Annotated in this window: 24 protein-coding genes; 12 read left to right on the top strand and 12 right to left on the bottom strand. The window is 45.1% G+C overall.

All coding sequences use genetic code 11. The features are described 5' to 3' along the window. Both FFM77_RS00615 and FFM77_RS13940 read left to right on the top strand, forming a co-directional pair. A partial coding sequence (locus FFM77_RS00615) for an Ig-like domain-containing protein (RefSeq protein WP_171001522.1) occupies positions 1 to 1783 on the top strand: 1783 nt, incomplete at its 5' end. A gap of 100 nt (positions 1784 to 1883) precedes the next feature. Continuing rightward, positions 1884 to 3437 (top strand): glycosyltransferase, encoded by a 1554-nt coding sequence (locus FFM77_RS13940; RefSeq protein WP_171001521.1) that lies wholly within the window; start codon positions 1884 to 1886, stop codon positions 3435 to 3437. Between the two features lie 42 nt (positions 3438 to 3479). Here FFM77_RS13940 and FFM77_RS00605 read toward each other — a convergent pair whose 3' ends face one another. Both FFM77_RS00605 and FFM77_RS00600 read right to left on the bottom strand, forming a co-directional pair. Beyond that, a complete protein-coding gene (locus FFM77_RS00605; protein WP_137633809.1) occupies positions 3480 to 3944 on the bottom strand; it encodes a hypothetical protein in 465 nt (154 codons plus the stop codon). A gap of 384 nt (positions 3945 to 4328) precedes the next feature. Beyond that, the gene (locus FFM77_RS00600; RefSeq protein ID WP_137633808.1) at positions 4329 to 5291 is read right to left on the bottom strand and encodes an L-lactate dehydrogenase; all 963 of its coding nucleotides are present in this window, start codon (positions 5289 to 5291) and stop codon (positions 4329 to 4331) included. A gap of 441 nt (positions 5292 to 5732) precedes the next feature. On the opposite strand from FFM77_RS00600, the gene FFM77_RS00595 reads away from it, so the two are divergent. Then, positions 5733 to 7049: an ammonium transporter gene (locus FFM77_RS00595; protein WP_137633807.1), complete on the top strand. Its 1317-nt coding sequence runs from the start codon at positions 5733 to 5735 to the stop codon at positions 7047 to 7049. A gap of 1172 nt (positions 7050 to 8221) precedes the next feature. Here FFM77_RS00595 and rpiA read toward each other — a convergent pair. Then, positions 8222 to 8890: a ribose 5-phosphate isomerase A gene (rpiA, locus tag FFM77_RS00590; RefSeq protein ID WP_137633806.1), complete on the bottom strand. Its 669-nt coding sequence runs from the start codon at positions 8888 to 8890 to the stop codon at positions 8222 to 8224. Positions 8891 to 9115: 225 nt separating this feature from the next. On the opposite strand from rpiA, the gene FFM77_RS00585 reads away from it, so the two are divergent. The 3 genes from FFM77_RS00585 to FFM77_RS00575 all read left to right on the top strand — a co-directional run bounded on the left by FFM77_RS00585 (position 9116) and on the right by FFM77_RS00575 (position 12854). Next, positions 9116 to 9694 carry a matrixin family metalloprotease gene (locus tag FFM77_RS00585; RefSeq protein WP_137633805.1) on the top strand — a complete coding sequence of 193 codons (579 nt, stop codon included), beginning with the start codon at positions 9116 to 9118 and terminating at the stop codon, positions 9692 to 9694. A gap of 1167 nt (positions 9695 to 10861) precedes the next feature. Continuing rightward, a complete protein-coding gene (locus FFM77_RS00580) occupies positions 10862 to 12367 on the top strand; it encodes a multicopper oxidase family protein (RefSeq protein ID WP_137633804.1) in 1506 nt (501 codons plus the stop codon). A gap of 118 nt (positions 12368 to 12485) precedes the next feature. Continuing rightward, complete coding sequence (locus FFM77_RS00575; protein ID WP_137633803.1) at positions 12486 to 12854, top strand: DUF1304 domain-containing protein; 369 nt, start codon at positions 12486 to 12488, stop codon at positions 12852 to 12854. A gap of 84 nt (positions 12855 to 12938) precedes the next feature. On the opposite strand, the gene FFM77_RS00570 is transcribed toward FFM77_RS00575, so the two are convergent. The 3 genes from FFM77_RS00570 to FFM77_RS00560 all read right to left on the bottom strand — a co-directional run bounded on the left by FFM77_RS00570 (position 12939) and on the right by FFM77_RS00560 (position 15825). Next, positions 12939 to 13856, bottom strand: a complete 918-nt coding sequence (locus FFM77_RS00570) for a hypothetical protein (RefSeq protein WP_223876736.1) — start codon at positions 13854 to 13856, stop codon at positions 12939 to 12941. 233 nt (positions 13857 to 14089) lie between these two features. Further along, a complete protein-coding gene (locus FFM77_RS00565; RefSeq protein WP_137633802.1) occupies positions 14090 to 14599 on the bottom strand; it encodes a YbhB/YbcL family Raf kinase inhibitor-like protein in 510 nt (169 codons plus the stop codon). 29 nt (positions 14600 to 14628) lie between these two features. Next, entirely contained in the window at positions 14629 to 15825 is a 1197-nt protein-coding gene (locus FFM77_RS00560) for a DUF2075 domain-containing protein (protein WP_137633801.1), read from the bottom strand. Between the two features lie 128 nt (positions 15826 to 15953). On the opposite strand from FFM77_RS00560, the gene FFM77_RS00555 reads away from it, so the two are divergent. From FFM77_RS00555 to FFM77_RS00545, 3 genes are all read left to right on the top strand, one after another. Further along, positions 15954 to 16424 carry an RrF2 family transcriptional regulator gene (locus tag FFM77_RS00555; protein ID WP_137633800.1) on the top strand — a complete coding sequence of 157 codons (471 nt, stop codon included), beginning with the start codon at positions 15954 to 15956 and terminating at the stop codon, positions 16422 to 16424. Between the two features lie 149 nt (positions 16425 to 16573). After that, complete coding sequence (locus FFM77_RS00550; protein WP_137633799.1) at positions 16574 to 16894, top strand: hypothetical protein; 321 nt, start codon at positions 16574 to 16576, stop codon at positions 16892 to 16894. A gap of 107 nt (positions 16895 to 17001) precedes the next feature. Further along, entirely contained in the window at positions 17002 to 17538 is a 537-nt protein-coding gene (locus FFM77_RS00545; protein ID WP_137633798.1) for an acetyl-CoA carboxylase biotin carboxyl carrier protein, read from the top strand. A 59-nt stretch (positions 17539 to 17597) separates the two neighbouring features. Here the strand turns inward: FFM77_RS00545 and FFM77_RS00540 are convergent, their stop codons facing one another. Then, positions 17598 to 18506: a helix-turn-helix transcriptional regulator gene (locus FFM77_RS00540; RefSeq protein ID WP_137633797.1), complete on the bottom strand. Its 909-nt coding sequence runs from the start codon at positions 18504 to 18506 to the stop codon at positions 17598 to 17600. A 92-nt stretch (positions 18507 to 18598) separates the two neighbouring features. Between FFM77_RS00540 and FFM77_RS00535 the strand changes: the two genes are divergently transcribed. Then, on the top strand, positions 18599 to 19081 hold the full coding sequence (locus FFM77_RS00535; protein ID WP_137633796.1) for a GyrI-like domain-containing protein: 483 nt from the start codon (positions 18599 to 18601) through the stop codon (positions 19079 to 19081). 113 nt (positions 19082 to 19194) lie between these two features. Here the strand turns inward: FFM77_RS00535 and FFM77_RS00530 are convergent, their stop codons facing one another. The 4 genes from FFM77_RS00530 to FFM77_RS00515 form a co-directional block, all read right to left on the bottom strand. Next, the gene (locus FFM77_RS00530) at positions 19195 to 20496 is read right to left on the bottom strand and encodes an ATP-binding protein (protein WP_137633795.1); all 1302 of its coding nucleotides are present in this window, start codon (positions 20494 to 20496) and stop codon (positions 19195 to 19197) included. A gap of 154 nt (positions 20497 to 20650) precedes the next feature. Next, positions 20651 to 20905 (bottom strand): hypothetical protein, encoded by a 255-nt coding sequence (locus FFM77_RS00525; protein ID WP_137633794.1) that lies wholly within the window; start codon positions 20903 to 20905, stop codon positions 20651 to 20653. Continuing rightward, a complete protein-coding gene (gene rihC / locus FFM77_RS00520; RefSeq protein WP_137633793.1) occupies positions 20905 to 21816 on the bottom strand; it encodes a ribonucleoside hydrolase RihC in 912 nt (303 codons plus the stop codon). The genes FFM77_RS00525 and rihC overlap by 1 nt, the downstream gene beginning before the upstream one ends. Before the next feature lie 18 nt (positions 21817 to 21834). Continuing rightward, a complete protein-coding gene (locus tag FFM77_RS00515; protein ID WP_137633792.1) occupies positions 21835 to 22785 on the bottom strand; it encodes a Gfo/Idh/MocA family protein in 951 nt (316 codons plus the stop codon). A 128-nt stretch (positions 22786 to 22913) separates the two neighbouring features. Here FFM77_RS00515 and FFM77_RS00510 point away from each other — a divergent pair, with 128 nt between their 5' ends. Beyond that, entirely contained in the window at positions 22914 to 23804 is an 891-nt protein-coding gene (locus FFM77_RS00510) for an oxidoreductase (protein WP_137633791.1), read from the top strand. A 77-nt stretch (positions 23805 to 23881) separates the two neighbouring features. On the opposite strand, the gene FFM77_RS00505 is transcribed toward FFM77_RS00510, so the two are convergent. Continuing rightward, complete coding sequence (locus FFM77_RS00505; RefSeq protein ID WP_137633790.1) at positions 23882 to 24577, bottom strand: EAL domain-containing protein; 696 nt, start codon at positions 24575 to 24577, stop codon at positions 23882 to 23884. A gap of 137 nt (positions 24578 to 24714) precedes the next feature. On the opposite strand from FFM77_RS00505, the gene FFM77_RS00500 reads away from it, so the two are divergent. Beyond that, positions 24715 to 26070, top strand: a complete 1356-nt coding sequence (locus tag FFM77_RS00500; RefSeq protein ID WP_137633789.1) for an FAD-dependent oxidoreductase — start codon at positions 24715 to 24717, stop codon at positions 26068 to 26070. The last annotated feature ends 77 nt before the right edge of the window (positions 26071 to 26147 follow it).

Genomic DNA, 26147 nt, shown 5'->3' with positions numbered 1-26147 from the left:
CTCTGGTTCAAATACCGACTCTGGTTCGAATACTGGTTCTGGTTCGAATACTGGTTCAGGTTCGAACGCCGGCTCTGGTTCAAACGCCGGCTCCGGTTCAAACGCCGGCTCCGGTTCAAATACGGGCTCCGGTTCAAATACGGGCTCCGGTTCAAACACCGGCTCTGGTTCAAATACTGGTTCAGGTTCAAACGCCGGCTCCGGCTCGAATACCGGCTCTGGCTCAAACACTGGCGCTGGATCAAATACCGGCAATAATCAAAGCAATTTATTGTCATCACCATCGGATATCACGACTGATAAACAAACAGATGGTTCAGTAATCATCAGTGGTAAAGGCACTGCTGGGGCAACAATCACGGTTAGCGATGCGACTGGTAAGACGATTACTAGCAGTACACTCGGCAGTGATGGTACTTTCAAATTAACGGTACCAAAGGAAGCGGCTAAAGCTGGTCAAAAGGTCACGTTAACTCAAGTTAAAGGTGATCAACATAGTCAGACTATTACGCTCACGATGCCAGCGGATCAACCGACTAATTTGACGGTTACCGTCGCAACCAATGGGCATGCCCATGTTGCTGGTAAAGGGACACCTGGCTCAACCATCTATCTTTTTACTGCTGATGGTGATACGTTAGCTGCCGGTAGAGTTGGTAATGATGGTAGCTTTGATGTTCAGGTACCGCTTGATAACAGCAAGGCGGGAACTGCTTTGGCAGTCGTACAGGCGACGGATGGTGGGCTGAGCACTGCCATTGGTGTCAAGGTACCGTCGACACAACCAACTGGTGTGGTTGTTGATAATCAAGGTGGCAATGTCACAGTTAGTGGTCATGGTCAACCGGGATCGACAGTAGCCGTTACGGATACAAATGGTCATAAAGTAGCGACTGGCACAGTGGGTAAGGATGGTTCCTTTACGATTACTGTGCCAGCGGGCGCCATTAAACCTGGTCAAACCGTTGTAATTACACAAACAACGGCTGGTACTGATAGTAACCCCATTACAATCACTGTACCAAGTGAACAACCAGGCAGTATCGTGGTTAAGCACGATACTAATGGTGTCACCATTTCTGGAACCGGCAAGCCAGGGGCAATCATTACCATTAAAGATGGTCAAGGGCATGCTTTAGGGACCACGACGATTGGGTCTGATGGTCACTTTACCTTGACAGTGCCAAGTACGCAGTTAAAACCTGGTGATAAACTTTATCTGACGTCGACCCATGCTGGCGTACCAAGTAAAGCCATCACTGTGACGGTACCGGCTAAGGATCAGTTAGCCAATGGTAGCGGTATAACTGCTGGTAATCATACTAAGCCTAATGCTGGCAGTACCCATGCTGGGGCCGGTACAACGACTGGAACTAATATGGGTAGCAATGGGCACCAGCTGACTAGTGGTACCAATGCTAATGCCGGAACGTTGCATACTAGTGCCACTCCCGGTCAGGGGACAATTCTTGGTAGTGGTAACGGGTTGAATCAAGGCACTCATACCGTTACTGGCAATGGTATAACCAGTGGAACTGGCGTGGCTACATCAACGCCAACGATGGCTGGTACCGGGATGACTGCGGCTGGCACTGATCTCAATGCGGGCGGCGGTGACCTGCAAAGTTCAGCAGCTAACCCAGTTGGGTCAAGTACAGGTCATGCTGGGGCGTTACCACAAACTGATGATAACGTCGAAGGGTCATTAGCGGTGGCCGGAACCATTATGTTAGGTTTGGTTGGCTTATTAGGTGCGCGACAACGGCGTGAAGAACTCATCTAATTTAAGCTAGTTTTTATTCAAAAGAGGTGACTTAAACGGGCAGGCAATTCAGTGATGAATTGCCTGTTTTTAGATGGTCACAGTGAAAGTGAGGGTAACGATGTATTATTTCTTAAACGATCATCTCGGCCAACTCGCATCGGGAGTGGAACATGCGGAGTTGAAACGGATCCAATTGTTTAATCAATTTGGGGTGCCAGCTCAGTTAGTGACGATTGATTATTCGGCCACAACACGTCGCGATAATGCTGTTTGGCGGTTGGCGGAACGTAACTTTGTTAATCTCTATGATTTTTATGCTGGTACCGAGTCCTACACTGCTAAGCCGCTATCTTTAACGGATTTACCAATTGCGCAGCAGAGCTATCGTCTGGAAAAGCAATCGCTGACGGTCAGCTTTTTTGACGGTCAGCGGTGCGTTGCAACGGTTCGGTACGCAACCAATCGGCAAGCAGTGATTAGTACCGTGACTTATTTTGATGCGACTAATCAAAAAGTGCGCACGGATATCTACGATGAACGCGGGTTTCATGCGTATACGAAGTATTGGACCACTGCTAATGACTCGACTAAGACTCATTTAGCATTGGAACAATTTTATACGTTAACGGGGCAAGTTTATTTAGAGATTACCTATCAACAACGAGAAACGGGGATTGTGGCTACTAATTATCGACTAAGAACGAAGGCCGGTCAATTAAGCTCGTATGTGACTCAGCATCAAATGATTGCCCAATTCTATGATGACCTAAATCAGCGCGATGGTGGTGGCAATACCTTTATATCTGATCGGACTGCCGTCGTTAATCTACCAATGACCTTGATGCAAACGCCCGCTCGTAAAGTTGAATATCTGCATAGTATCCACTTTGACGCTTATCGTGATCCGTTGCGCTCGCAGTTGGTCTATGATTCCTTGCGCAATACGGATCAATTGAGTCGCACTGACTTGATTATTGCGGCCACCCCGCAGCAAGCCCAAGCATTACGGCAACGTTTACGAACGCAGGTCCCGATTGTCAATATTCCAGTTGGCACGGTCGCGGCGGCTCAGCTACACACTAAGCCAGTACCAATTGATGCAGCACCGCGGGTTAAAGGGAAGATTGTGATTGTGGCACGGCTGTTCTACGAAAAAAACTTAAGTGAGGCCATCTTAGCGTTTAAAGCCGCGCAAGTGCAATTACCGTGGTTGACGTTAGATATTTATGGCTACGATGATGTCATCAATGGTAATCAGGAAACGCAACGGTTACACCAGCTCGTCGAACAAGCTGGATTACAAGCAGTTGTGACCTTTAAAGGCTACACGCCACAGCTTGAAAAGGTTTATCAACAGGCGCAATTGATGCTGCTATCAAGTCGTTTGGAAGGCTTTGCATTAGCCTTATTGGAAGCTAATGCTCACGGGGTACCGGTCATCTCATACGACACTTATTACGGTCCCGCTTATATTATCAAGCAGGCCCAAAACGGCTATGTGGTGCCGTATGGTGATCAAGCGGCGATGACGGCTAAGATTGTGCTAGTGATGACTGATGCCAATTTACGGCAACGGCTCAGTACGGGCGCCTATCAACGGGCGAGTGATTTTGCAGCCGAAAATGTCTGGCAATTGTGGCACCAACAAGTTATTGAAACGGATCGTGGCTGATGAACACTAACTAAAAAATCCGCCGACTTAACGGCAGATTCTTTAGTTGGCAACTTTATAAAAGCGGCCTAGTTTCGCTGGCCTCCCGTTTAATCGGGTGAGGTTGAGTTGCTGATTATGATGGCTCAAGGTAATGCGATAGGTGAGCGGTAATTTGTGATGCTTAACATCAACGTAGGAACGAAGCTGGTAAGTATGGTTAGTCAACTGCCGATAGTGCAATTGGGCATTAGCACCCCAGCCAGATCCGTTGCTAACGTGGTGATGATGGCGATTATACATGGTGGTTCCCCCGGCCGTGTCAGTCATGTTGACGGTGAAGGTATCACGAAAGTAATATGAAAACGGATTATAGTGATGGTTATGCGTATAGGCAGTTCGCCAAGTGCCTCGCACAACTTTAGGTGCGCCAATGTGCCATTTAGTTGCGGCTTGTGCGGATAGTGATCCCACTGTCAGTAAGAGCGCAATGGTTAAGATGCCAGTCAACACTGTGAATTTTTTCAAAGTAAGTCCCCCGATTAGCCAATTTATTGGCCTTATTATAACCTTGTCGGGACTAAATAGGCGATAATACGCTTGGTGCTAGTTGGCTTAAATCGCCACTCTGGTTGGGCCCAAATCGGCTGAAACGTGGTGATCACGTTTGGAAGCCAAGTACGGTCCTTCACAAGTCGGGGGGCATCTAAGTCGGAAAATCACCGACCAAGATAAACGATACCACTGAGCCAATTATGACCCATGGCGTTCCAGCGTTTTAGGAACCAACCGGCAGGCAGCAATTTCAACTAGTACTAAGTGTATGGTAATGGCCTTTGAAAAGTAAGGTTTAAATAACTAAAGCCCAGGCTCGTATCAACTAGTGATGCGAGCCTGGGCTTTAAGCTATCTTTAAGCTGGTTTTCGTTGCGCCGATGCGGTCTTGGAATCTAAGACATCATCAAAGGCGTGGAACTTTTCAATAATTGTATTGGCTGAATTTTGGAATTTGGCTTCTTCATCAGCGGTCAAAGCTAATGTCGTGACGCTTTCAACACCATCACGACCAATAATGGCGGGTTGACCAACATAGGTCCCGAAGCGGTCACTGTAAGCAGATACTGGACAAGCCAGTCGGGCATTAGCGAAGACAGCTTCACTTAATTTGACAGCACAAGTGGCAATAGCAAAGCTGGTATATCCTTTACCGGAGTGAACCGCCCAGCCACCGTGCCGAGCTTCGGCTTCCAAGGCATCCAAGTCGAGGTGATGTGACGTGACTAAGTCAGTGATGGGAATACCGTTGACCTGAACCGTCGACCAAGCGCTGAATTGGGATTCGCCATGTTCGCCATAGACATAACCACTGACGTTTTTCGGATCACAATCGAAGACTTCGGCGACGACTTTTTGCATCCGAGCGGTATCCAAGAAAGTTCCAGTCCCAAAGACTTGTGCCCGTGAGAGGCCGGTTGCGCGTTGGAAATAATGGGTAATCGCATCGCAAGGATTCATGGTATCAATCGCGACACCGTTAAACCCAGAGGCCTTAACTTTCGGAGCAATCTCTTGAACAATGGTCTTGGTGTATTCAAATTCTGCCCAACGATTACCGGAAGCATGATCTAAGGCGTGAATGTTGCCACTAGTAATGAAAAGAATGTCAGTATCGGCTAATTCACTGTAATCGTTGATTTTAATAATGGTTCGACTATCCAAGCGGGCTTGTGCATCTTGTAAATCCAATTGTTCAGCGCGGGCCTTACCAGCGTTCGTATCAATTAAGATTAATTCATCCGCAATCCCTTTACAAACTAACGTATAAGCAATGGTTGCCCCAACATGGCCAACCCCAATAATCGCATATTTTCGCATAACTATGTACCTCCATTTTAATTATTAAGAAGTTAAGTATCTGTCTAATCATTTTCTAATAGAACGCTAGTAAGCTTACAATGTGTCAAAATAGAAGTCAATATTGGAAACGATTTATTGCGTATCTCTTCATTATATTAAGTCTGATGCTAACCTGAACCCATCAGCTAAGAGTTGGAACTTAAGATAATTAACCTTGATGAGAGTTACCTGGTCCCAAATGCTGGGATGTCGTGAGTGTAGTTATAGGCCAATTCAGCAGTCATCAAAAAAATATTAGTGTTAGAAAACCTAACGTATTAGCTGTTAAAAGCTACTTAATTAACTGATCATAGGCGTCAAAACTGTAAAAATAAAAATATTTATTAAAAAATACTGTGATTTTCTTATTACTAATGTTATAATTTCTAACATCAAATGGTACAGATTGGAGTTGGCAATATGAACGCTGCAAATTCAACGTTTTTAGTTCTATCAAGTATATTGGTACTGTTCATGACGCCAGGATTAGCTTTCTTTTATGGCGGTTTGGTGTCCAAACGCAACGTTGTTAATACGATGCTGTCAGTATTTATGATTTGTGGCTTAGCGATTTTGCTTTGGCTCTTGGTTGGTTATTCATTATCGTTTTCCGGTAACTTTGCAGGGGTTGTTGGTGATCTTAAAGCTGTCTGGTTGCATGGGGTTGATTTGACCGCTTTGACGCCGACGAAGATTCCGAACGGTTTATATATGATTTTTCAGATGATGTTTGCCATTATTACGCCAGCGTTATTTGTGGGCGCAGTCGTCGGCCGGATTCGATTCAAGTTTTTATTGGCATTCATTGCTTGCTGGTCAATCTTGATTTATTATCCCATGGTGCATATGGTCTGGGATAATGGCTTGCTGGCACATTTAGGGGTGCTGGATTTTGCGGGCGGGACGGTCGTGCATATTAATGCTGGGATTACGGCATTGGTTTTATCGGCCTTCTTGGGACCCCGTTATAACTATGGTAAGGGTGAGACGCAGCATTATAATATCTTGTGGGTCTTACTTGGAACCGCGATTCTATGGATTGGTTGGTATGGTTTCAATGCAGGTTCGGCGCTCGCCATGAATGATATTGCGATTCAAGCGTTTCTAACGACGACGGTTGCAACCGCGACTTCGATGATGACGTGGATGGTCATGGACATGGTCACTAAAGGTAAGCCGACCTTAGTTGGGGTTTGTACCGGGACGTTATGTGGCCTTGTTGGGATTACACCAGCTTGCGGCTACGTCACTGCTGCGGGAGCTTTCTGGATTGGCCTGATTGCCACTTTAACGAGTTACGGCTTTATCACCTTATTGAAGCCGCGATTGGGGATTGATGATGCCTTGGATGCATTCGGTTGTCATGGCGTTTCTGGCATCGTTGGTAGCATTTTAACTGGTGTCTTTGCCACGAAGACAGCTAACCCAACTATCAGCCTGAATGGGCTTTTGTATGGTGGGAGCGTTAAATTGTTTGGGCTACAAGTTTTGGCGACTGTGTTCACGATTGCGTTTACAACTGGCCTTTGCATGCTGATTATCGTTGCTTTAAAACGAGTGGTTAAGATGCGGGTTGATGTTGATGAAGAAAAGCTAGGACTGGACCAAGGTGAACATGGTGAGGTTGCGGATTACACGGTTTCGATGAGTTCACAGCTGACTGAATTTGAACGGCATAGTGATGAATTTAAAGGCCAACTATCACGATTGATAGATGGTCATCAACGGTTTCGGTAGTCGAATTATAAAAAGCTCGGCCAACATCATTTCAAAGCTGAAATGATGTTGGCCGAGCTTTTTTACTTAGAATAGTGACTACTACTAGATAGCTTAAATTGCCACTCTGGCTGTGCCGGAAGTGGGGTGGCCACGTTTTGAATCCAAGGAGCGGTCTTCCAAGCTGGGGGCTATCTAAGTCGGAAAATCACCGACCAAGATAACTGAGCTAATGCTGGCCCGCCCGGCGTTAGTTAACGGAAATTAATGATGATCTATTATCGATCACAAATTTAGCCAAGAGGTTGGTTCTTAAAATACTCAGCCGTGTTGTTGGACTTAGGCCAAGGTCAGTTTTGAAGACTGGTCCATGGCGTCCGGTATTGTAGGAACCAACTGGTAGGCGGCAGTTTCAACTAGCACCAAGCGTACTAGGCTATATAGGCGAAAATACAATAGGCAAGGTCGTGAACCGATACCGAAAATCACCTGATTTTAAATTATTGGTATATAAGTTTTGAACAAGTGACGATTTTCCTCAATATAAACTAATCTTATAATGGGAAATTCGATGTTAACTGCATAAAGCCCTGTGACAAGTAGTTTAGCCTTAAACTAGCAGTTTAGTCTGAATGAAATCACTGTCAAAATGATAAGTTAACGAATTAAATAAAACTAAAGCGGATTATGTAACCGATTCCTGATTTAATGGGCTTTTCGTACGACTAACGGGTAGTCGATTAGCTGAAAAATCGCAACTTAATTATTGATAGTCGCACGCTAAGCTGTGGTTAACAGTCAAACTGGGTAAACGTCCAGTTCATTTGCTTGAATGAACGTTAAAATACGCCTGATAAGCACAGCTTAGATATAAAAATACCGGTAGAATTATAAGCATTTATAATACTACTTTGGTGAGGTTAAATTAACATATAAACGATAGCACTCAGAATAAGTATTATTAATCTTTATAATAAAAGTTTTGTCAATGTAGTTTACAAAAATGACTTAAAAAGCTTGAAATGCGACTACATCAGTGTTTTAATCAAATTAGGTTGTCAACTGATAACCCAAGTTAGCCGACAGCATAATAAGTATTGATAATATGAAAAGCCATTTTATGCGAACTAATTTTACACAATTAGTCGGATAAAAATGGCTTTTTTAGTCGGATTTACTGTTGTAAACAAAATTTAATATAAGTAATTTATTGCATTGGTGTCGGGATCACCAAGAATGGCATTGGTGACTAAATGATCGAAATAAGAGGTCTCAACGACACCAGCTAATGCTGATAACTGTTGGTTAAGCGTAGGAAGCTGATCGTAGCTTGGAAAATGACAATCAATCAAGAGATTGCCGTTGTCAGTCAGGGTCAAACCATCGCGATTGCTTGCGGTTCTAACGGTTGGCTGTCCACCTAAAGCGGCAACTCGATGCATCACTAGTGCCAAAGCTTTTGGTAATACTTCTAAGACTAATGGTATATCGGTGCTAAACTGCGTTACTAAGCGGTTTTTCGGTGCCAACAACCAATATTCATCGGCGAGCGTTGCAATAATTTTTTCGTTAGTATGAATGCCACCACCGCTCTTAAGTGCGGAGTGACGGTGATCTAGCTGGTCACAACCATCGAAAGCAATATCGATGCGATCGCAATATTGGGAATCAATCACGGTATAACCAAGGACAGTTGCTAACTGTCGAGTAGTTGGTGAAGGGGTTAAAACTTGTATTTGGTTAACTAGGTTGGCGGATTCTTTAACTAACAAACCAACTGTGGAACCACCACCAAATCCTACAGTCATTCCGGGTTTGATAAGTGAAATTGCCTGTTGTACTATAAATTTGCTGATAGACATATTAGGTTACACTTCCAATTCATCCAAAGATGTTTCCATCATACCACTAAGTTGAACGCGACTTGCTTTGGAAATTGGAACCAGCAATTAACTAACAAAAACAATTCAGAAGATGTGTGATTTTTGGGGAATTCCAGACACTGAATAAAAAAATACAGGTAGCTTGTCCTAAAATATAGGTACATTGATAGCTACCTTCAGTGAAGCGAAAGAAGGTACCATACGATGAAGAGAAAGAGAATGCGGTTGGTTTTAATGGTGCTTACCGTGATATTATCATTAAACTTAGGGAGTATCGTTGAAGCATCATCAGCAGCCACCCCATTTAGCAGTCACCGCTGGCGGCAACCAGAAGTGACTTACGTTTTTAAAACGCAATCCAATTATTACCGCAGTATTTACAAAAAAGCCATCAAGGCATGGAATAAGACCGGTGATTTCAAATTTATTGCTGGGACTTCCAAGGATCATGACGTTGTCTTGACAACCAGTGCTGCGACGACTGGCAAGTATAATATGCTAGCCGGGATTACGTTTACTAAAGCTAATTCGGTCGGCTATTTCACTAGTGCAACGGTTAAATTACTCCGTAAGAACCTTGCCACTTATAAGTATTCCAAAGCTGACCGGGTCCACGTTGCCGAACATGAGCTAGGCCATGTGATTGGGTTGCAACATAGCACTAATTCACATAGCGTCATGATGGCGAATAATCGGTACAATGCAATTGCAGGCGTTGATAAATCAGCAGTTGCTAAACGGGACATTATGGCAGTTGGGAAGAGTTCACTAAGTTTACAATAAACTTAGCTTCATCTGGCGGCAGCTATCAATCTGGAAGGTCGCCCTTAACTTAAAATTGAAATCCCCACTCAGTTGCTAGGTACCTAGTGACTGGCAGATCTTCCGGCCTTGGCTTTCAGCAACCAAGGTTCGGCCTAAAAATTAGGAAAATAAACTAAGAATTGAGTCTAGTTAGGGACTGAATTCTTTTTTTTTCGCCCTTTTTCTTCTATATATAATGATTATTTGTTGGATCGAGCTTGTCACTCTGGTTGGGTCAGCATTGGCTGGAACGTGGTGGCCACGTTTATGAGCCGAAGGGCGGTCTCATAAGCCGGGCTTTGGCTAAGCCGAGAAGGGCACTCGCCTAAGTCAAACGACACCACTGAGCCAATTCTGACCCGCCCGGCGTTAAATAACTGGCAAGGTTAGAGTGAACTGCTTTAACTGATGGAAAATGTGGTTATTGAAGCTCTTGGCCAATATAACTGATTTCTGACAGCTTAAAATGAGGTGCTTAGCCTAAATTTAAGCTGAGTTATGATACTTACACTTGATGCTAGTTGGATTAAATTGCCATTATGGTTGTCCCAGGGTGGCGTTGTTAGCGGGTACCGCCGATTTACGATTAATCGGGTTTTTAGGTTTGAACTTGAATCAGATTTTGGGCAGGGATTGACACTCAATTAAAACAATTCTAAACTAAGGACAGATATCAGTAAGCGCTGACATCTGATTGGACTACGCTTGGTGCTAGTTGAAATTGCCGCCTGCCGGTTGGTTCCTAAAACGCTGGAACGCCATGGGTCATTTTGAAGCCAAAAGCGGTCTTCTAAACTGACCTTAGCCTAAGTCCGAGCAGACCACTCGCACTAAGGTCAACGACACGGCTGAGTATTTTAGAAACCAACGGCTTGGCTAAATTGATGGTCGACAATAGATCCTCATTAATTCCCGTTAATTAACGCCGGGCGGGCCAGAATTGGCTCAGTGGTGTCGTTTATCTTGGTCGGTGATTTTCCGACTTAGATAAAGCCCGGCTTGGAAGACCGCACTTTGGCTTCCAAACGCGGCCACCACGTTCCAGCCGATTCTGGCCCAACCAGAGTGGCAAATTAAGCCAACTAGCACCAAGCGTATTGGAATCAATTAATAAAGACTGTTTAGAATTTTAGAGGGGATGTCACAATGGCAAAGAAAGTCTATACTGATTATTTTTTTGATGAACCAGCTTTTAATACCCATGATGGCGGGTATATTCCGTTAGTTACGCCGAAGGTTGCTCCTCAACCACTGGCTGTACCACCATTATTGAAGCCGGACAAGCAAACGGCGACCGATGACTACTACACTGTCAAGGCTGAAGCAAGTGAGACCCAATTTTTACCTGGTAAAAAGACCAAGACTTGGGGCTATAATGCCGGTTTCTTAGGGCAAACGATTGTGTTTCGTAATGGGAAACACACCCATATCGATTTAAAAAATGCGTTACCAGAATTAACCACGTTCCATTGGCATGGGTTGAATGTCCCCGGTCCAATTACGGATGGTGGCTGTCATGCACCAGTTTATCCCGGCAAGACTAACCATATCGATTTTGATGTGATGCAGCCCGCCGCTTCAATCTGGTTACATGCCCATCCATGCCCATCAACCGCGACCCAAGTTTGGAAAGGCTTGGCCGCGATGGTGATTATTAAAGACGATGTCGAAGATCAGTTACCGTTACCACGCAACTACGGGGTCGATGATATTCCGTTGGTTTTGCAAGACCGAGAATTCCATGAAGATAATCAATTTAATTATCGGGCGGATTATGATCCCGATGGTGTTCAAGGTCATACCGCGTTAGTTAACGGGACTGTTAATCCTTACTTTGATGTCACCACCCAACGCGTGCGGTTGCGGATCTTAAATGGGTCCAACCGGCGTGAATGGCGGTTACACTTTAATGACGATCTGGCCTTTGCCCAAGTTGGTTCAGATGGCGGAATCATGCCATCACCAGTCTACATGACGCATTTGATGATTACTTGTGCGGAACGTGATGAACTGGTCTTGGACTTTGGCAAGTATCAGCCAGGTGATGAAGTTACTTTGATGACTGACGATACGCCATTACTTCGTTTCCGGATCAAAGACTATACGCCTGACGATACCACGTTGCCAGAACATCTAGTGGATATTCCGGAAGAAAAGCCAACCCCAGGCCTTCCAGTTCGGAAGATTACGATGGACGGGATGGACGAACAAGTTGCAATGGACGGCAAGAAGTTTGACATGCAACGAATCGATGCCCGGCAAAAAGTCGGCGATGTTGCTATTTGGGAGATTCGCAATACTAATAGTACGAAGAACGGGATGGTGCATCCATTCCACGTTCACGGGACGCAATTCAGAGTGCTAGCGCGCAACGATGGCCCAGTTTATCCGAATGAACATGGCTTGAAGGATACCGTGGGGGTTAACCCTGGCGAAACAGTCCGGATTCAAGTGAAGTTTGATTTGACCGGAGTTTACATGTATCATTGCCACATCATTGAACATGAAGATGGTGGGATGATGGCTCAAATCGAATCTTATGATCCAGATCATCCAAAGACGTACCATTTAATGGATATGGACACGTTAACGAAAGCCTTCGCAGAAGAACAAGGGGTTAAGCCTGAAGATGTTTGGATGCCCGGCATGTAAAAAGTTAAGTTTAGAACGGCCAGCTAGGTGCTGGCCGTTTTTTTGAGCGTTAGTGGTTTGTCTGGGGAGGTTAGTTTGGTAGACTAAAGTTAATTAGAAAATAAAGGGGTTGGGATTCATGGCAGTTGCTGCAATGATTATGGCAATCATCGTTGCTTTAGAACACTTTTTCATTTTATGGTTAGAGATGTTTAACGCCGATAGTGAAATGGCCTCGCAAGCATTTGGCGTCCCACGCAAGCTATTACAAGATCCAACGGTGCAAACGTTATTAGGTAATCAAGGGTTATATAATGGTTTCTTAGCGGTGGGAATTTTGTTCAGTTTGTTTGTGGTACCGGCCGCAGCTAGTACCGGCGTGACACTGTTTTTCTTAGCCTGTGTCATGGTCGCAGCGGTCTATGGCAGTGCCACGGCCAGCAAGTCGATTATTGTGATACAAGGCTTACCGGCGTTGATCGCGTTTATTTTAGTTTACTTAGCCTAATTAGTGCCACTGTTAATTGGCAAGGGAAAGTTAAAAAAGTTAGCTCAGCCGAAGTATTATGGATGAGCTAACTTTTTTGCTAGGCTAATCGTTTGCCAAAGCGAATTTGATGACCGTTGCCAACTTTTTATAACCATAGACCAGTCCTAAGAAGAAGCTGGCTGCTAGCACTGCGGTGACCGGTAAGTGGCTAAACATATTAGCGGGTAAGACGAGTGCCAACAATGGAAACGCGTAGGCAGCGGGAAGTTTGATATCAAGTAGCTGTAGTAGTATGAAAACTAGTGGCAGGCTGATTAAGGTCGTGAGTAACCATGAGGCCAAGCCGATGTGGATCAATACACCAATTGTGGCTGCAAGACTTAGGGCAATGATCTGTTTGAACATTAGTTTACCGCTGTAAGTCGGCTTTTGAAGGACTTCAAAAAAGACAACTAATACAGGTGGAATTGCGGCCATCTGTGGACGACCGACTAGCCAAACACCGCCGACCCACGCTGCTGCAACAACCATAAAGATCAGCATGGATTGATAATGCAAGGGTTCACCGGGCTTACAGCCGTGTTGTAAGCCGCGGATGTAAACGCCCAGCATCAAAATGACGGTAAAGGCAAAGATTGCGACAATAAATGACCAGTGCGTTGCGTTAACGATGACGGGTAACAACCCGGTCGCAAATGAAGGTGCTAAGGCTGAACCAACGATGCGTAGCCAAATTAACATGGCAATCAAGGTCAACAAGACTTTTTCTGGGTAACCGATGGCTAGCTGATTCACTAGGAAACCTAGCACCGCCGTGCCAAATGGGGCTAAGAAAATTTTGAACGGTTGGTTAACCCAGTCATTTTTATGATAGATCCAAGTACCAGTGGTTAAGGCGCCAATCTCGGGTAAGATAATTTCGTAGTCATGTTGCCAAGTGGCGATACCGACCATGGTGAGGACTAATGCAAAGCCGATAAGGTAATCGCGTATTTCTAATTTGCTAAGGTGTATATTCAAAGTAATCTCCTACTAGTTTTGATATAAAATTATAATATATTTGATAAACAACGAATTCGAGTATAACATACTTTTTTGAAATATTCAGGTTGAATATAGTACGTTTTGACCGCATTAATATTACTTCTAAATATCAATTATGGACTAAAATATGACTAGACAGCGTTTGGCAACGGTTAATTTGCGTGATAAAAAAACGACCTGATTTTTTTAAATCAGATCGCTAAATCTCTTTATTTTTTACCGACAACGACCGTTTTAGCGGTGGCTAAGATATGGCCAGCACTAAGTTTGTAGAAGTCATTTAGCCAGTATCCGGGTTGTAAGGGCAACTCAGTGTCTAAGGCGTATAACTTGAAGGTATAGTCATGATCCTGATCAGGCGGATAAGGCCCAACGTAATGTTGCGTAACCTTTAAATCGGTCTCGCCAGTATAGCCACCAGCGGTTGAGTTGTTACCTTGAACCATGGTCACAGCCCCCGTTTGGCTGGCATTTTCAGGAATCAGCGTGGTGTCTGCCGGTAGATTAGCTGCAATCCAGTGAATCCACGTAAAACCACCGACCGGAATCGCATCGTGGTCGTAAAAAACAAACGCCAAGGTTTTGGTACCAGCGGGCACAGCTTGAATATGAACTGGAAACGAAATAATGGGGTGGCCTTTATACTGTTGATTGGCCGCTGCTTGTTTGGCATATTTCGCAGCTAGGACCCCATTTTCAGTTGGAATTGAGACTTGCATAAAAATCCCTCCTCGTAAGTTTACTTCTATTATAACGCTAATAATCGTTGGCGTAGGGCCGGGTCGACGGCATAAAGATATAGGCCGTAACGACCGCGTTTCATTAAAACGTTAATGGAATTGAAGATAATCTGGGCTTTTAATGGGGTTAAGTGTCCCAAGTCATCACGATTTTTAAACGCTTCTTGGTCTTCATAGCGCTCAGGGCGGACGATTACCCGATCAGTTGTGGCATCATAGCCAACCGATGGCCCTAAGATGACGCCTGCATAATTCAAGTCAAACCCTTGAATGGTATAGATGGACCCAACTTCATTCAAAGTTTCTGGGCGTAGCGCCCACGGATCATCCGTTAAGTTGACCTTGTCCCAAGGAAGCTTCAAGCTGCCCGCGGTCACATACCAAGTGCCGTGGTTAACGACATATGGAAAGTCAGCGGTCGCAATCATCCGGGAGAGTTGAACTGTGTGATCACGTTGGCGAATCAAGTCATACATCGGTTGGCCGTCTTCAAAGATGCGAAAGTCAAAGTCGCGGACGTGTGGCTTGGCCGTCAAATGACCACGGGTGAAGTTATTGATCCAGTCAACGACATCCGTACTGCCAGTCACGCGAAATTGAGTATCCAGATTAAACTGCTGATGAGGATAGGCGGCTAAGAAAGGTTGCAGGGCACTAGTCTGCCAGTAACTCTTTAGCTTTAAGACTTGGTGTTCATCGAAGACCATCACCACCACGCGGCTATGCTGGATTAGTTCGCTGAGTTGGTTGTGCTGATTAAAGCGATTATACCGATCTGGTTGTGTCAGTAACAGATGGGTTTCATCAATAAAGGTGATATCAGCTAGTTGATTAGTCTTCGCTAGTCGGTTAATTAAAGGTGTCGGTTTTTGAAAATCCTTTTTGCGTAACTGGTCATCTTCACCGGCTAAGCGTTTATAGATTTTAAGCATTTCATTATGATTAACGACCAGATAATTGGTCATGCCTTGGAGTGGATTAGCTGTTTGGCTACGGCTGAGTGCTTGTAAACGGGCAAAAGCGGCGGCTAAGACGGCACTTTTACCGGTGCCGGCATCGCCGTGAATCACAAAAAGGCCGGGTTGCGGTGTGTGTAAATGTTCGTTAATAAACGTGAATAACTGGTGTTCAAGTTGCTGCTGGGCAGGTGATAACGCCGCGGTATCTGCCAGTTTGAAAGTAGCGGCGCTAAGTTCAGTTGTCATAGAAAAGACCCCCTGAGCGTCATTATAACGTAAGCGCTGTGTTAATTGAAATGATACTAATTACAATTGGTGGTAAAATTAGGCTAATGTAAGTTTGGCGAATTTCAGATAATCTGGAGGGATTGTTTATGAAACTTGATTTTTCGGTGGCGGTACATAGCTTATTGTACCTAGATGAACACCGACCACAAAAAGTGTCCAGTCGCGAACTGGCACAGTCACTGCACTTAAATCCAGTGATGATTCGCAACATCTTATCAGTATTACATAAGCAGGGGTATCTGATTGGAACCGTGGGTAAAAACGGCGGTTATCAATTGGAGAAAGATCTGGCGTCGATGAACGTCGGCGAGTTATACGATGTCACGATTCCGCCAACGCTGAGTTATGCGCGCTTTATTACTGGGCATTCACAAACGGACGATGCGGCGGACAAGTCAGCGATTGCGGCGAATATCAGCGAAACTTTAACGGATTTATTTACGGTTGCTGATCGGCAATATCGGGCGTATTATCATCAATTCACAATGGCTGATTTGAAGCAGGATATTCAACATCACGGCTACTTTTTAGCTCAGGAAGCCGGTTTAGATTCTTAATCAAAATAGCGGACTTGTTTGCAAACTAAGGTGGTTCCACTTAAGAACCTTAATTTCAAACGGGTTCGTTGTTTCGTATTGTCAGTTAGCAGTCCTGGTGGTATCTTAAGAACCATTAAAAGTTAGGACGTTTTGAAGGGGGCCTGGCAATGCGAACACGGTTAGTTTTAGTTCATGAAGAAGGCCATTATCGTGAATTGGCCGAACAACGTTATTGGCTTGAGTCAGCGGATTTTTGGGGTGTCGATGGACGTGGTGATACGGTCAATGAAGCCATTGGCAATTTTTTGACGAATCTCATTCAGTATTGTCATGATTATTATCAACGCGACTTGTGGCAGTTGGATGATCGCTTGATGCAGTTGGACCATGTTGATGCTGTCTTGGCCTATGCCGATGCTGGCAAATCACCGGCACCATTATTCTTGTTTAAAGTCGCGGCATCAGCGCAACAGTTGGCCTCGGCGTAGTCATCATAATTTGAAAGATTCTTAATGAACTCATCACATTTCCATAACAATCCTGCGATACACTTAGCGTTATAATTATTAACGTAAACTATTGGAGGGTTGTTTTTATGGAATTAGATCAGATTTACCAATTAATGGATAAGTTCGAACAAAGCAGCTTAACGAGTTTTGAATACCGCGACAAAGATTTTGAGATTCAGTTAGGCAAAAAGGGTAAAGCCCATGCCGTTACCTCGGCACCGGCGCAACCAGCACCAATTCCGAATGCCCCGGCAGCTAGTCAGGCACCGGTTACGCCACAGCCAACCGTAGCATCAGTAGCGACTTCGGTGGCACCAACTGCGACGCCAACGCCAGTGAGCGCGGCCCCGTTAGACGAAATTGATCCGAAACAATGCGTAACGGCCCCGGTAGTCGGTATCTACTATCAAGCCCACTCGTCAGAAGAACCACCCTATGTAACGGTGGGTGATCATGTTAGTGTGGGTCAACAAGTTGGCTTGATTCAAGCAATGCAGATGATGCGGCCCGTTGTGGCTAAGCAGTCTGGTCAAGTCAAGCGGTTCTTAGTAAAGAACGGCGATGATGTTAACTTTGGTCAGCCATTGATCGAATTAGTACCGGACAACTTAGGTGAAATCTAAACTTAAAACTAAACCACCCGTGAAACTGAGGAGACTCAGTTTGCGGGTGGTTTTGATGGTTAGTAGGTTGTGACTAGTTGGTGTAAATAGGCTTGAAAACCAGCTAAAAAGTCGGCACCTTCAATAATCTTAGCATGCGTGCCTAATGACAAGATAAACCGATAGGCATTTTCATTATTGGGTAGGTTGATGGCTGCCACAAAGCCAGTTTTAGTGTCGTGCTGGATAACTGATTGGCCAAAGCGCTCGACGACCTGATCACGCACTAAATTGTCGACTTGAACGGTAATTGTGACTAACGTTGGCCGGTGTTTGGCTACGAAGTCAAATGTTAATTCAGGAACTTGGCGGGACTCAAAATGATCGGTTGAAAACTGGATGGCTTGCATTCGTGATAGTCGGAACATACGAAAAGCTTGACGTTCCAGGCTATAAGCTTGAACATACCAGCGTTCGCCTTTGTAAATCAGACGGTAAGGTTCAATCTGCCGGCTAGAACCATGACCGTTACGATCACTGTAAGTGAAGGTTAAATAGTGATGTTGCGCAATGGCCTGTTCGATCTGTTCAGCCAGTTGTTTTAATTCTCGAGAACCTGGCCAGTTGGGACGGTCGATGAATAGGTGGTCATCAGCTTGGTCGGCGACATAGAACGCGTCGATTTTTTGAATTGTGGCTTTAACTTCAGGACTGTCGATTAAGCTATGTACGCTATTGAGCGCGGTGCGTAAATTGCGAATGTCAGCTGCAGTCAGCAACTTTTTATCCACTTTATAGTTCGACATTAAACCGATGCCGCCGTATCGTCCGCGAGTCGTGTAGATCGGAATGCCCGCTAGATTCAAAGTTTCGACATCACGATAAATTGTCCTTACGGAAACTTCGAATCGGTGGGCTAAATCAGTGGCAGAGACTTGTTCGGTTCGTAAGAGTAACATAATGAGATTGATTAAACGTGCAATTCGCAATTTTTTCTCCTAACTTTTTAATACCTGACAGCTAGTTGGCAAGTATAACTTGTTAAACTAAGTCTATCAAATCGAAAGCAGGACTTAAACTAATGACTAATTATGAAATCAAATCTTTTGACCAAGTGACGTTAACTGGCTACGCAACACCATTACCATTACCAACCATGACCAATATTCAAACGGTCTCACAATTGAAAACCACGCATTTTGGCAGCTTAGCACAAAGTGGCAAGTTTGGCGCTTTGATGGCCGGCAGTCGAGACAAAATTGGCTACGCTGTGAGTGGAACTCACGATGAACAGTTTACTTATTTTGCTGGGGCTAATACGACCGTCACCACTGACGATGCGGAAATCCGTGAGTTACCAGCTGGTAATTATATTGTCATGCGGGCACAAGGTGGGTCTAGTCGACAATTGTTTGACCAATTGATTGGTGAGTTCTTTGGTAAAATCTTACCTAAGCGCCCAGAGTTGTATACCGGTGATAGTTTTATTGTCGAGGCATTGCTAAATGGAAAACCGATGGATGCGGTTGTTGAATTACGCTTACCCACGACGGTTACTGAATAGTTAAATAAAAATCCCCAGTCCTAGCGCGGTTAGCGTTAGAGCTGGGGATTTTGTTTGCTCCCGGTTTGCTCCCGGTTTGCTCCCGGTTTGCTCCCGGTTTGCTCCCGGTTGGGCTAGGATAATTGGTATCTAGTGCTGCGATTAATCCCAGTCTTTTTGATGATATCTTGTGTAACCAAATCTTTTAGATAGGCATTTGCTTGAGTGTCTTTAATTTTGAGTAGTTTCTGAATATCATTTCTAGTAGCAATTTGATGTTGCTTTAAGTAATCAATGATTTTTTGTTGATTGGGATTAATGATAAGTGTTGGATTTTGTTCTAAATTTTGAACTACCTGTGTGTAGTTCAAATTAGGTAATGTCAGCTTAACAAAGTCTTCCATCGCTAGAATACTAGGTTTCTGACCAGTTCCGTGATAGCTATTGAAGATACGCCGCATGCCAGTCCCATAGTTTTCAATGTATTTTAAACGGAATAAACAATTGAGAATGTTGTAGTTTCTAGGAACCGATTGGCCGTTCAACATCGCGGCTGGTTGCAGGCCGCCTGGCAATGGGCCGGGAGACATAATCGTTAAACGGTCGTCGAAAAGTTCGATTTGAACCATTGCGCGGCTAAAGTATGAACGGTGTGCAATCGCATTAATCACGGCTTCACGGATTGCGACTGTCGGATAACTCTGTTGATCGGTTCGTTGACCAGCACCAGTGATCACTGAAGAGAGTTGATTATTGAGACTTAAGAAGGCGAGAACTTCATCAATCTGTTTGGGGATGGGGCCGCGAACTTCTTTGCGGTCTTTGAATTGATCAACGGTTAAGCCTTCAAACACAGCGACTTTAACGGAGAAGTCGCATTGGTCACTCATTAAAAAGGCGGTATTGGTGTAGGCTTGACTGTTGCTTAACTGAAAGCCAAGCGCATTTTGTTTAAAGTCTAATTCGGCGGCGTCAGTCATAATATCTAAATATTTAAACGTCAGGGCTTGTTGTGCTGATTCTGATTTATCATAGGTGCCTAGACTGCTTTGCCGTAACATCTTTTGAACACGTTCAGCGGAAGCTTTAACGGATTCGGAATTATTTCGAATATAGACTTTTCCGTCAAGGGCATAAGGTTGGTAATCACCGCCTATTACTGAGATACAGAGCGGACTATTGTCAGTATGGACAGTAACTAAACCCACTGGACTGGGATAATAGATTGAACTGGTCAGCCAATGACTAATGGTTTCTTCAATCTGATGGGCTTCGTGAGGTGTAAATGAATGGGTGAGTTGACGTGATTGATCGTTGACACCCAGATAAATGTAGCCGGTCATTTGACCGTTTAGAAAAGCTGCGATTTCTTTTTTGAGTTTTTCGTTAAACTGTTCTTTGTATTCTAGCTGATTATTTTCATTTGGAAACGGCATATCTTGTTCAGTTAAGATAACGTCCAGCTCCTTTGAAAGTGACGGTAGTAACTAATGATAGTATGCCGCCAATTCGGAGTTGGCAATAGCATGATCATGTATTGTTTGCGTAAAGAATGCGTATCAAAAAAAGGCGACCGTAGCCGTCTTTTTATTACAAAATCCGTCGAAACCAAATTAAACCAAGTATCAGATCTAAAATCAGTACTAATCCTATTAATAGGAAGAAACGTTTCAAAGCTGATGAACTGTAAGCTTTCGTTAGTTGAACCGATCCCCAACTGAGTGGTAAAGCGGTCAAAGTCATCGCAGCCAGTGGCCAACTGGACCAGCCGAACGCCGCTAAAATGACCCCGGCTGAAATTAAGATCCCGCCGAATTGCAAGATCCAAGTATTTTCTGGTTTCATTAGCCGATTGCTTTAACAGTGGCTAAGAACCACTTATTAAACGCTGGCGCGTCGATATCGACACAGACAGTCGCGTTCGTGCGGCCATTATGATAAGCCCCGCGAATATCGCCAACCGTTTCACCGATGGCCGGACCATCAGTTTGGATATCGATCCACATCGCTTCGGTCGTGAATGCTTCGGGATGCAATAAGTAAAAGAGCGTATTGACATCATGCATCGGTACGCCAGTCTGGTCGCCATCGCCATAATGCGTGAAGAGGGCGTGCAACATGGTCCCAGTCCGACCTAACGTTGGTAACGTCTGCATGGTCGCTGGAGTTAACAAGGCTTTCATGGTGACATCAAGGCCGACCATCGTAATTGGAATCCCTGAGGCATACATAATCGCTGCCGCATGGGGGTCGGTGAAGACGTTGAATTCAGCGGCACTGGTCATATTGCCCTTACCGAGGGAGCCGCCCATCGCCACGATTTGTTTAATATGTGGGATGACTTCGGGATACGTTTTTAACAGTAGGCCGATATTCGTGTAGGAGCCGGTTGGTACTAAGGTAAGTGGTTCGGGTGCAGCTAATAATATATCGCGTAAAGCTTCAACCGCGGTCATTGGCAGTGGTTTGGGTAAGTCAGTTGGAAAGTCATACCCTGGCATGCCAGATTCCCCGTGAATCCGGGCAGCATCTTCAAAAGGCTTAATCAGGGGTTGTGCGGCACCTTCAGCAACCGGTACATCACTATTGAAGAAACGCACAAGTTTTAAGGCATTCAGTGTGGTCTTATCAACGGTGACATTGCCGGCAACGGCCGTGAGTAATTGTAATTCTAGGTCGGGATGATTCAAGGCAATCGTGATTGCAGCGGCATCATCAATTCCAGGATCGGTGTCCATAATTAGTTTAATTGGCATGAAAATTCCTCCTCATATTTAAAACCATTGCTGGTAACAAGCTTCGATTAATTGGATGGTCCGTTTCGTGATTGCTGGTGTCATGACGGGACTCGTTGTTTGACCGGTCATGAGCAGCTGACAAAAGTGATCGATTTCAAAGCGAAATTCACTTTGTTGATCGGCGTGGAGCGTCTTCACAGGCTGGTCGTTGAGGGCCAAGGTCGCGTGATCCGTCTTCCAGTAGTTAGGAATCGTCAACGTTCCTAAGTCACCATGAATGACCATCTGGCTAGGCTGTGGCTGCGCTGAGGTGATCAATAAGGTCACTAGGCAGTCGCCAAACTGTAAGCTGAGTGCGGCTTGGGTATCGGTTAAGCCGGTCGGAATCGTTGCGACGCCGGTCATCGTTAAATCAGTCGGTGCGAATAAGTATTGCAAGTAGTCTAGCGGATAGGCACCACTGCCATATAAAGCCCCGCCACCCGCCGCACGATTCGTGAACCAGCCAGTTGGATTACCGCTAGGATGGTACTCGGTAATGTTAATCGTTCGCACGTGTCCCAGTGTTCCAGCAGCCAATAAATGTTTGACTTGCTGCGTAATCGGTAAAAAGATGGCCTTTTGTGCTTCCATTAATAAGACCTGTTCTTGCGCAGCTAAGTCAAACAAGGCTTGTGTCTGGGCAGCGGTTAGGGTGAATGGCTTTTCGAGTAAGACGGGTTTGTGGTGCTGCAAGGCCAGCTTGGCTAACGGAAAGTGTCCGGCATTGTAAGTTGGAATGTAAATGGCATCAAGTTGCGGATCACTTAATAAGGTCTCGTAATCGTCATAGACGGTCGGCAACTGACAACGTAAAGCCACCATTTCGGCTTTAACCCGTGAACGGGCGGCGATAGCTTGCGGCGTGGCCAAGGATGATTCACGCATGCCGGTGACCACGCGGGGAACAATTGAAGCGGCACTTAAAATTCCAAAGTTAACGGACATTTTCCCAACCCCTTTTTAAAACTGCTTACCATTATTTTAGCATATCTCTGGTTATGAATCCGATTGCATTTCGCGCTAGTAAGGGGTAGCATGGCATTAATTAGTTGAGAATAATGGAGGCAAAACTTATGGCAAAGCCACGGGTCATTCTAATCACGGGTGCATCATCAGGAATCGGGAAAGCGACGGCCTTAAAGTTGCAGGCGCAAGGCAATATTGTTTATGGTGCCGCCCGGCGAGTCGAAAAAATGACGGATCTAGCGGCTGCGGGGGTGCACGTCTTGAAGTTGGATGTGACGGATGAAGCGACCTTGGTTGCAGCGGTCAAAACGATTGAGGTGGAACAACACCGTTTAGATGTGCTCATCAATAATGCCGGTTATGGTTCGTATGGGGCACTGGAAGATGTGCCGTTAGCTGAAGGTGAGTATCAATTCAAAGTGAATGTCTTTGGCGTGATGCGCTTAACGCAATTAGTCTTACCAATCATGCGGGCGCAACACCGTGGTCGGATTATTAATGTGTCGTCCATCGGTGGGAAGATTTATCAGCCGTTGAGTGCGTGGTATATGGGTACCAAGCATGCGATCGAAGGGATGAGCGATGCGTTGCGGATGGAACTAGCACCGTTTGGCATTGACGTGTCGATCATTGAACCAGGTGGTATTAAGACCGAATGGGCCGGTATCGCTGAAAAGAAGTTACTAGAAGTGTCTGGTGAAACGGCTTATGGCAAGCAAGCGCGTAACGTGGGGGCAATGCTCTCGTTGTTCGATACGTTCGCGTCTAATCCAGGTGTGATTGCGAAGCTGATGGTTCGAGCAGTCAACGATGTGAAGCCAAAGACTCGCTATCACGCTGGGATGGGCGCTGGCGTGTCATTAACGGCGCGGCATTGGTTGTCTGATCGCCAGTTCGATAAGTTAATGAACCAGGCGACAGTTGGGGCGGCAAAGTTAACCCATTTTGCGCGTAAAGATGTGAAGCGGGCTGGCAGTCGACACTACCGGCATGGGTAAGGTTAAATAAAAAACGGTGTTCGCAATAACTCAGTTAAGAGTACTGTGAACACCGTTTATGCGATTAGATTTAAAGTTTAGGCGCAGTAAGTTGTCTTTGCTGGTAGTTGCAATAAGCGCGGCTTACCAAAGTAATAGCCTTGTTTAACGCCGATACCGAGCTGGTTACTTAGTTGATTGTCTGGTTGATCTTCGATACCTTCAAGCACCATTCGTAAAGCATATTCGTTACTAATGGCACGCCAGAAACGAACGCGTCGTAGCATTTCGGGATCTTGAAAGTGTTGTTTGAAGTTTTGTAACGCAAACTTAATTTCACTGACATATGGCAATAAATCGCGAATCTCAGTGAAGTAGTTTTCACCACTGCCAACATCGTCCAATGAGACTTCAATGCCGTGTTGAACGAACATTTCGAGATGCGCTAGAACGGCGTCAGTACAGTAGTCTTCAGTACTTTCGTCTTCGGTTAATTCAACAACTAATTTGGTTGGATAGAGTTGAATCTGACATTGGATTAAGGCTTGGGCGATCGTAGTGGTCATTAATTGTTGACGACTGATGTTCACCGAACAATGTTGGACTTTGTTGCCTAAAACCTTGGTAGCTTGGATTAATAAGTCGGCGAAAACCACGGGATCGATTGCGGTGAAAGAAGCTGGTAAACGCCAGCCTGCCGCTGTCTGTTGCCGGATTAACAATTCATAGCCGGCAATGGTTTTGGTGAGCGTATTGACTTGCGGTTGAACAAAAAAACGGTAAGTTGGGTTCAATAGAGGGCCTCCTCTGGCAGTTTGCTTTTAAGTTGAAAGTTAGTATAATGTTAAGGTTGTATATTTAATAACTATAAACGTATATGCGTATTAATATAATAAACTAATCTTTTAAAAAAAGAAAGGGGCTTTTGCCTATGAATATTGTGGTAGTCGGGTGTACACACGCAGGAATTGCAGCGATTAAACAAATTCTGAAGACTTATCCGACAGCGGATATTACAGTCTATGAACGTCAAGCGAATATTTCTTATCTATCATGTGCCACTTATTTGCATATTGAAGGAACGGTGCCGCGTCTGGAGGATACCTTTTACGCCGAACCGGCTGATTTTACCAAGCAAGGTGTCCACATGCGGATTCAGCATGATGTCATTAAAATTGATGCTAAGCAGCAGACGGTGCTGGTTCAGAATCTAATCACTAAAGAAATGCAAACCACCAGCTACGACAAGTTAATCATGGCAACTGGCTCCATTACCGCGATTCCAGCCATTACGGGGATTGAAAATCCAAAAGTGATGCTTTGCAAAACTTATGATCAAGCGCACGATTTATGTACCGCGACCAACGATCAACCGCGAATTGCGATTCTAGGTGGCGGTCATATCGGCGTCGAACTCGCTGAAGGCTATGCGAAGACGGGCCATCAAGTCACGCTGTTCCAGCGGCCAAAGTATTTATTGAATGATTACTTAGAACCAGCCTTGTCGACGGCGGTGATGACCTTGTTAACCGATAACGGGGTTCACGTGGTGACGGATACGACGGTGACTAGTTTTGATGATGATGCTGAGGGTCACTTAGTGGTCGCAACGACGGCTGGCGACTTTGTGGTCGATATGGCGGCGGTCAGCGCCGGGATGTTACCGAATACCAACCTTTTGGAAGGTCAAGTTAAGATGACCAAGAAAGGCGCGATTATTACGGATGATTATATGTATACGTCTGACGAAGCAATCTTAGCGGCTGGTGATGCGACGGTCATTCATTCTAATCCAACGCATACTCAGGTTTATGCTCCATTAGCTTCACATGCGATTCGGCAAGGAACGTTGGCTGGAATCAACGTTGGTGAACGACGCGTGCGGACGATTGGGACGCAATCTACAACTGGCATTATTTTATTCGGACAAACGATCGCCGGTACCGGCTTAACCTTAAAGCAAGCTTTAGCAGCCCATTTGAATGCGACGACCGCGCACTATGACGGTCCGTATCGACCGGACTTTATGCCCGATGCGTTTAATGTCAATATTGAACTGGTCTACGATCGGAATAGTCGTAAAGTGCTTGGCGTTCAGCTGATGAGCAAGCATAGCGTGTCACAATCGGCCAACGTGGTCTCCGTGTTGATGCAAAATAATGGCACGATTGATCAGTTGGCAATGGTCGACATGTTGTTCTCGCCGAACTTCAACAACCCATTTGATTACTTGAATCTAGTTGGTCAGATTGCGGTTGAACAAGAAGGCGGTTATGTCCGTAGCTAGGTTATCGCTAAACAAATGAACGACGATAGGGAGTTTGGTTGTGCGTGATCGGCTAATTTTGGCGCTCATCAATTAAG

It is taken from the genome of Lactiplantibacillus songbeiensis (genome assembly GCF_005405125.1).
Lineage (GTDB): Bacteria > Bacillota > Bacilli > Lactobacillales > Lactobacillaceae > Lactiplantibacillus > Lactiplantibacillus songbeiensis.
The sequence above is the reverse complement of the archived record's forward strand: the minus strand, read 5'-3'. Positions and strand labels throughout refer to the sequence as shown.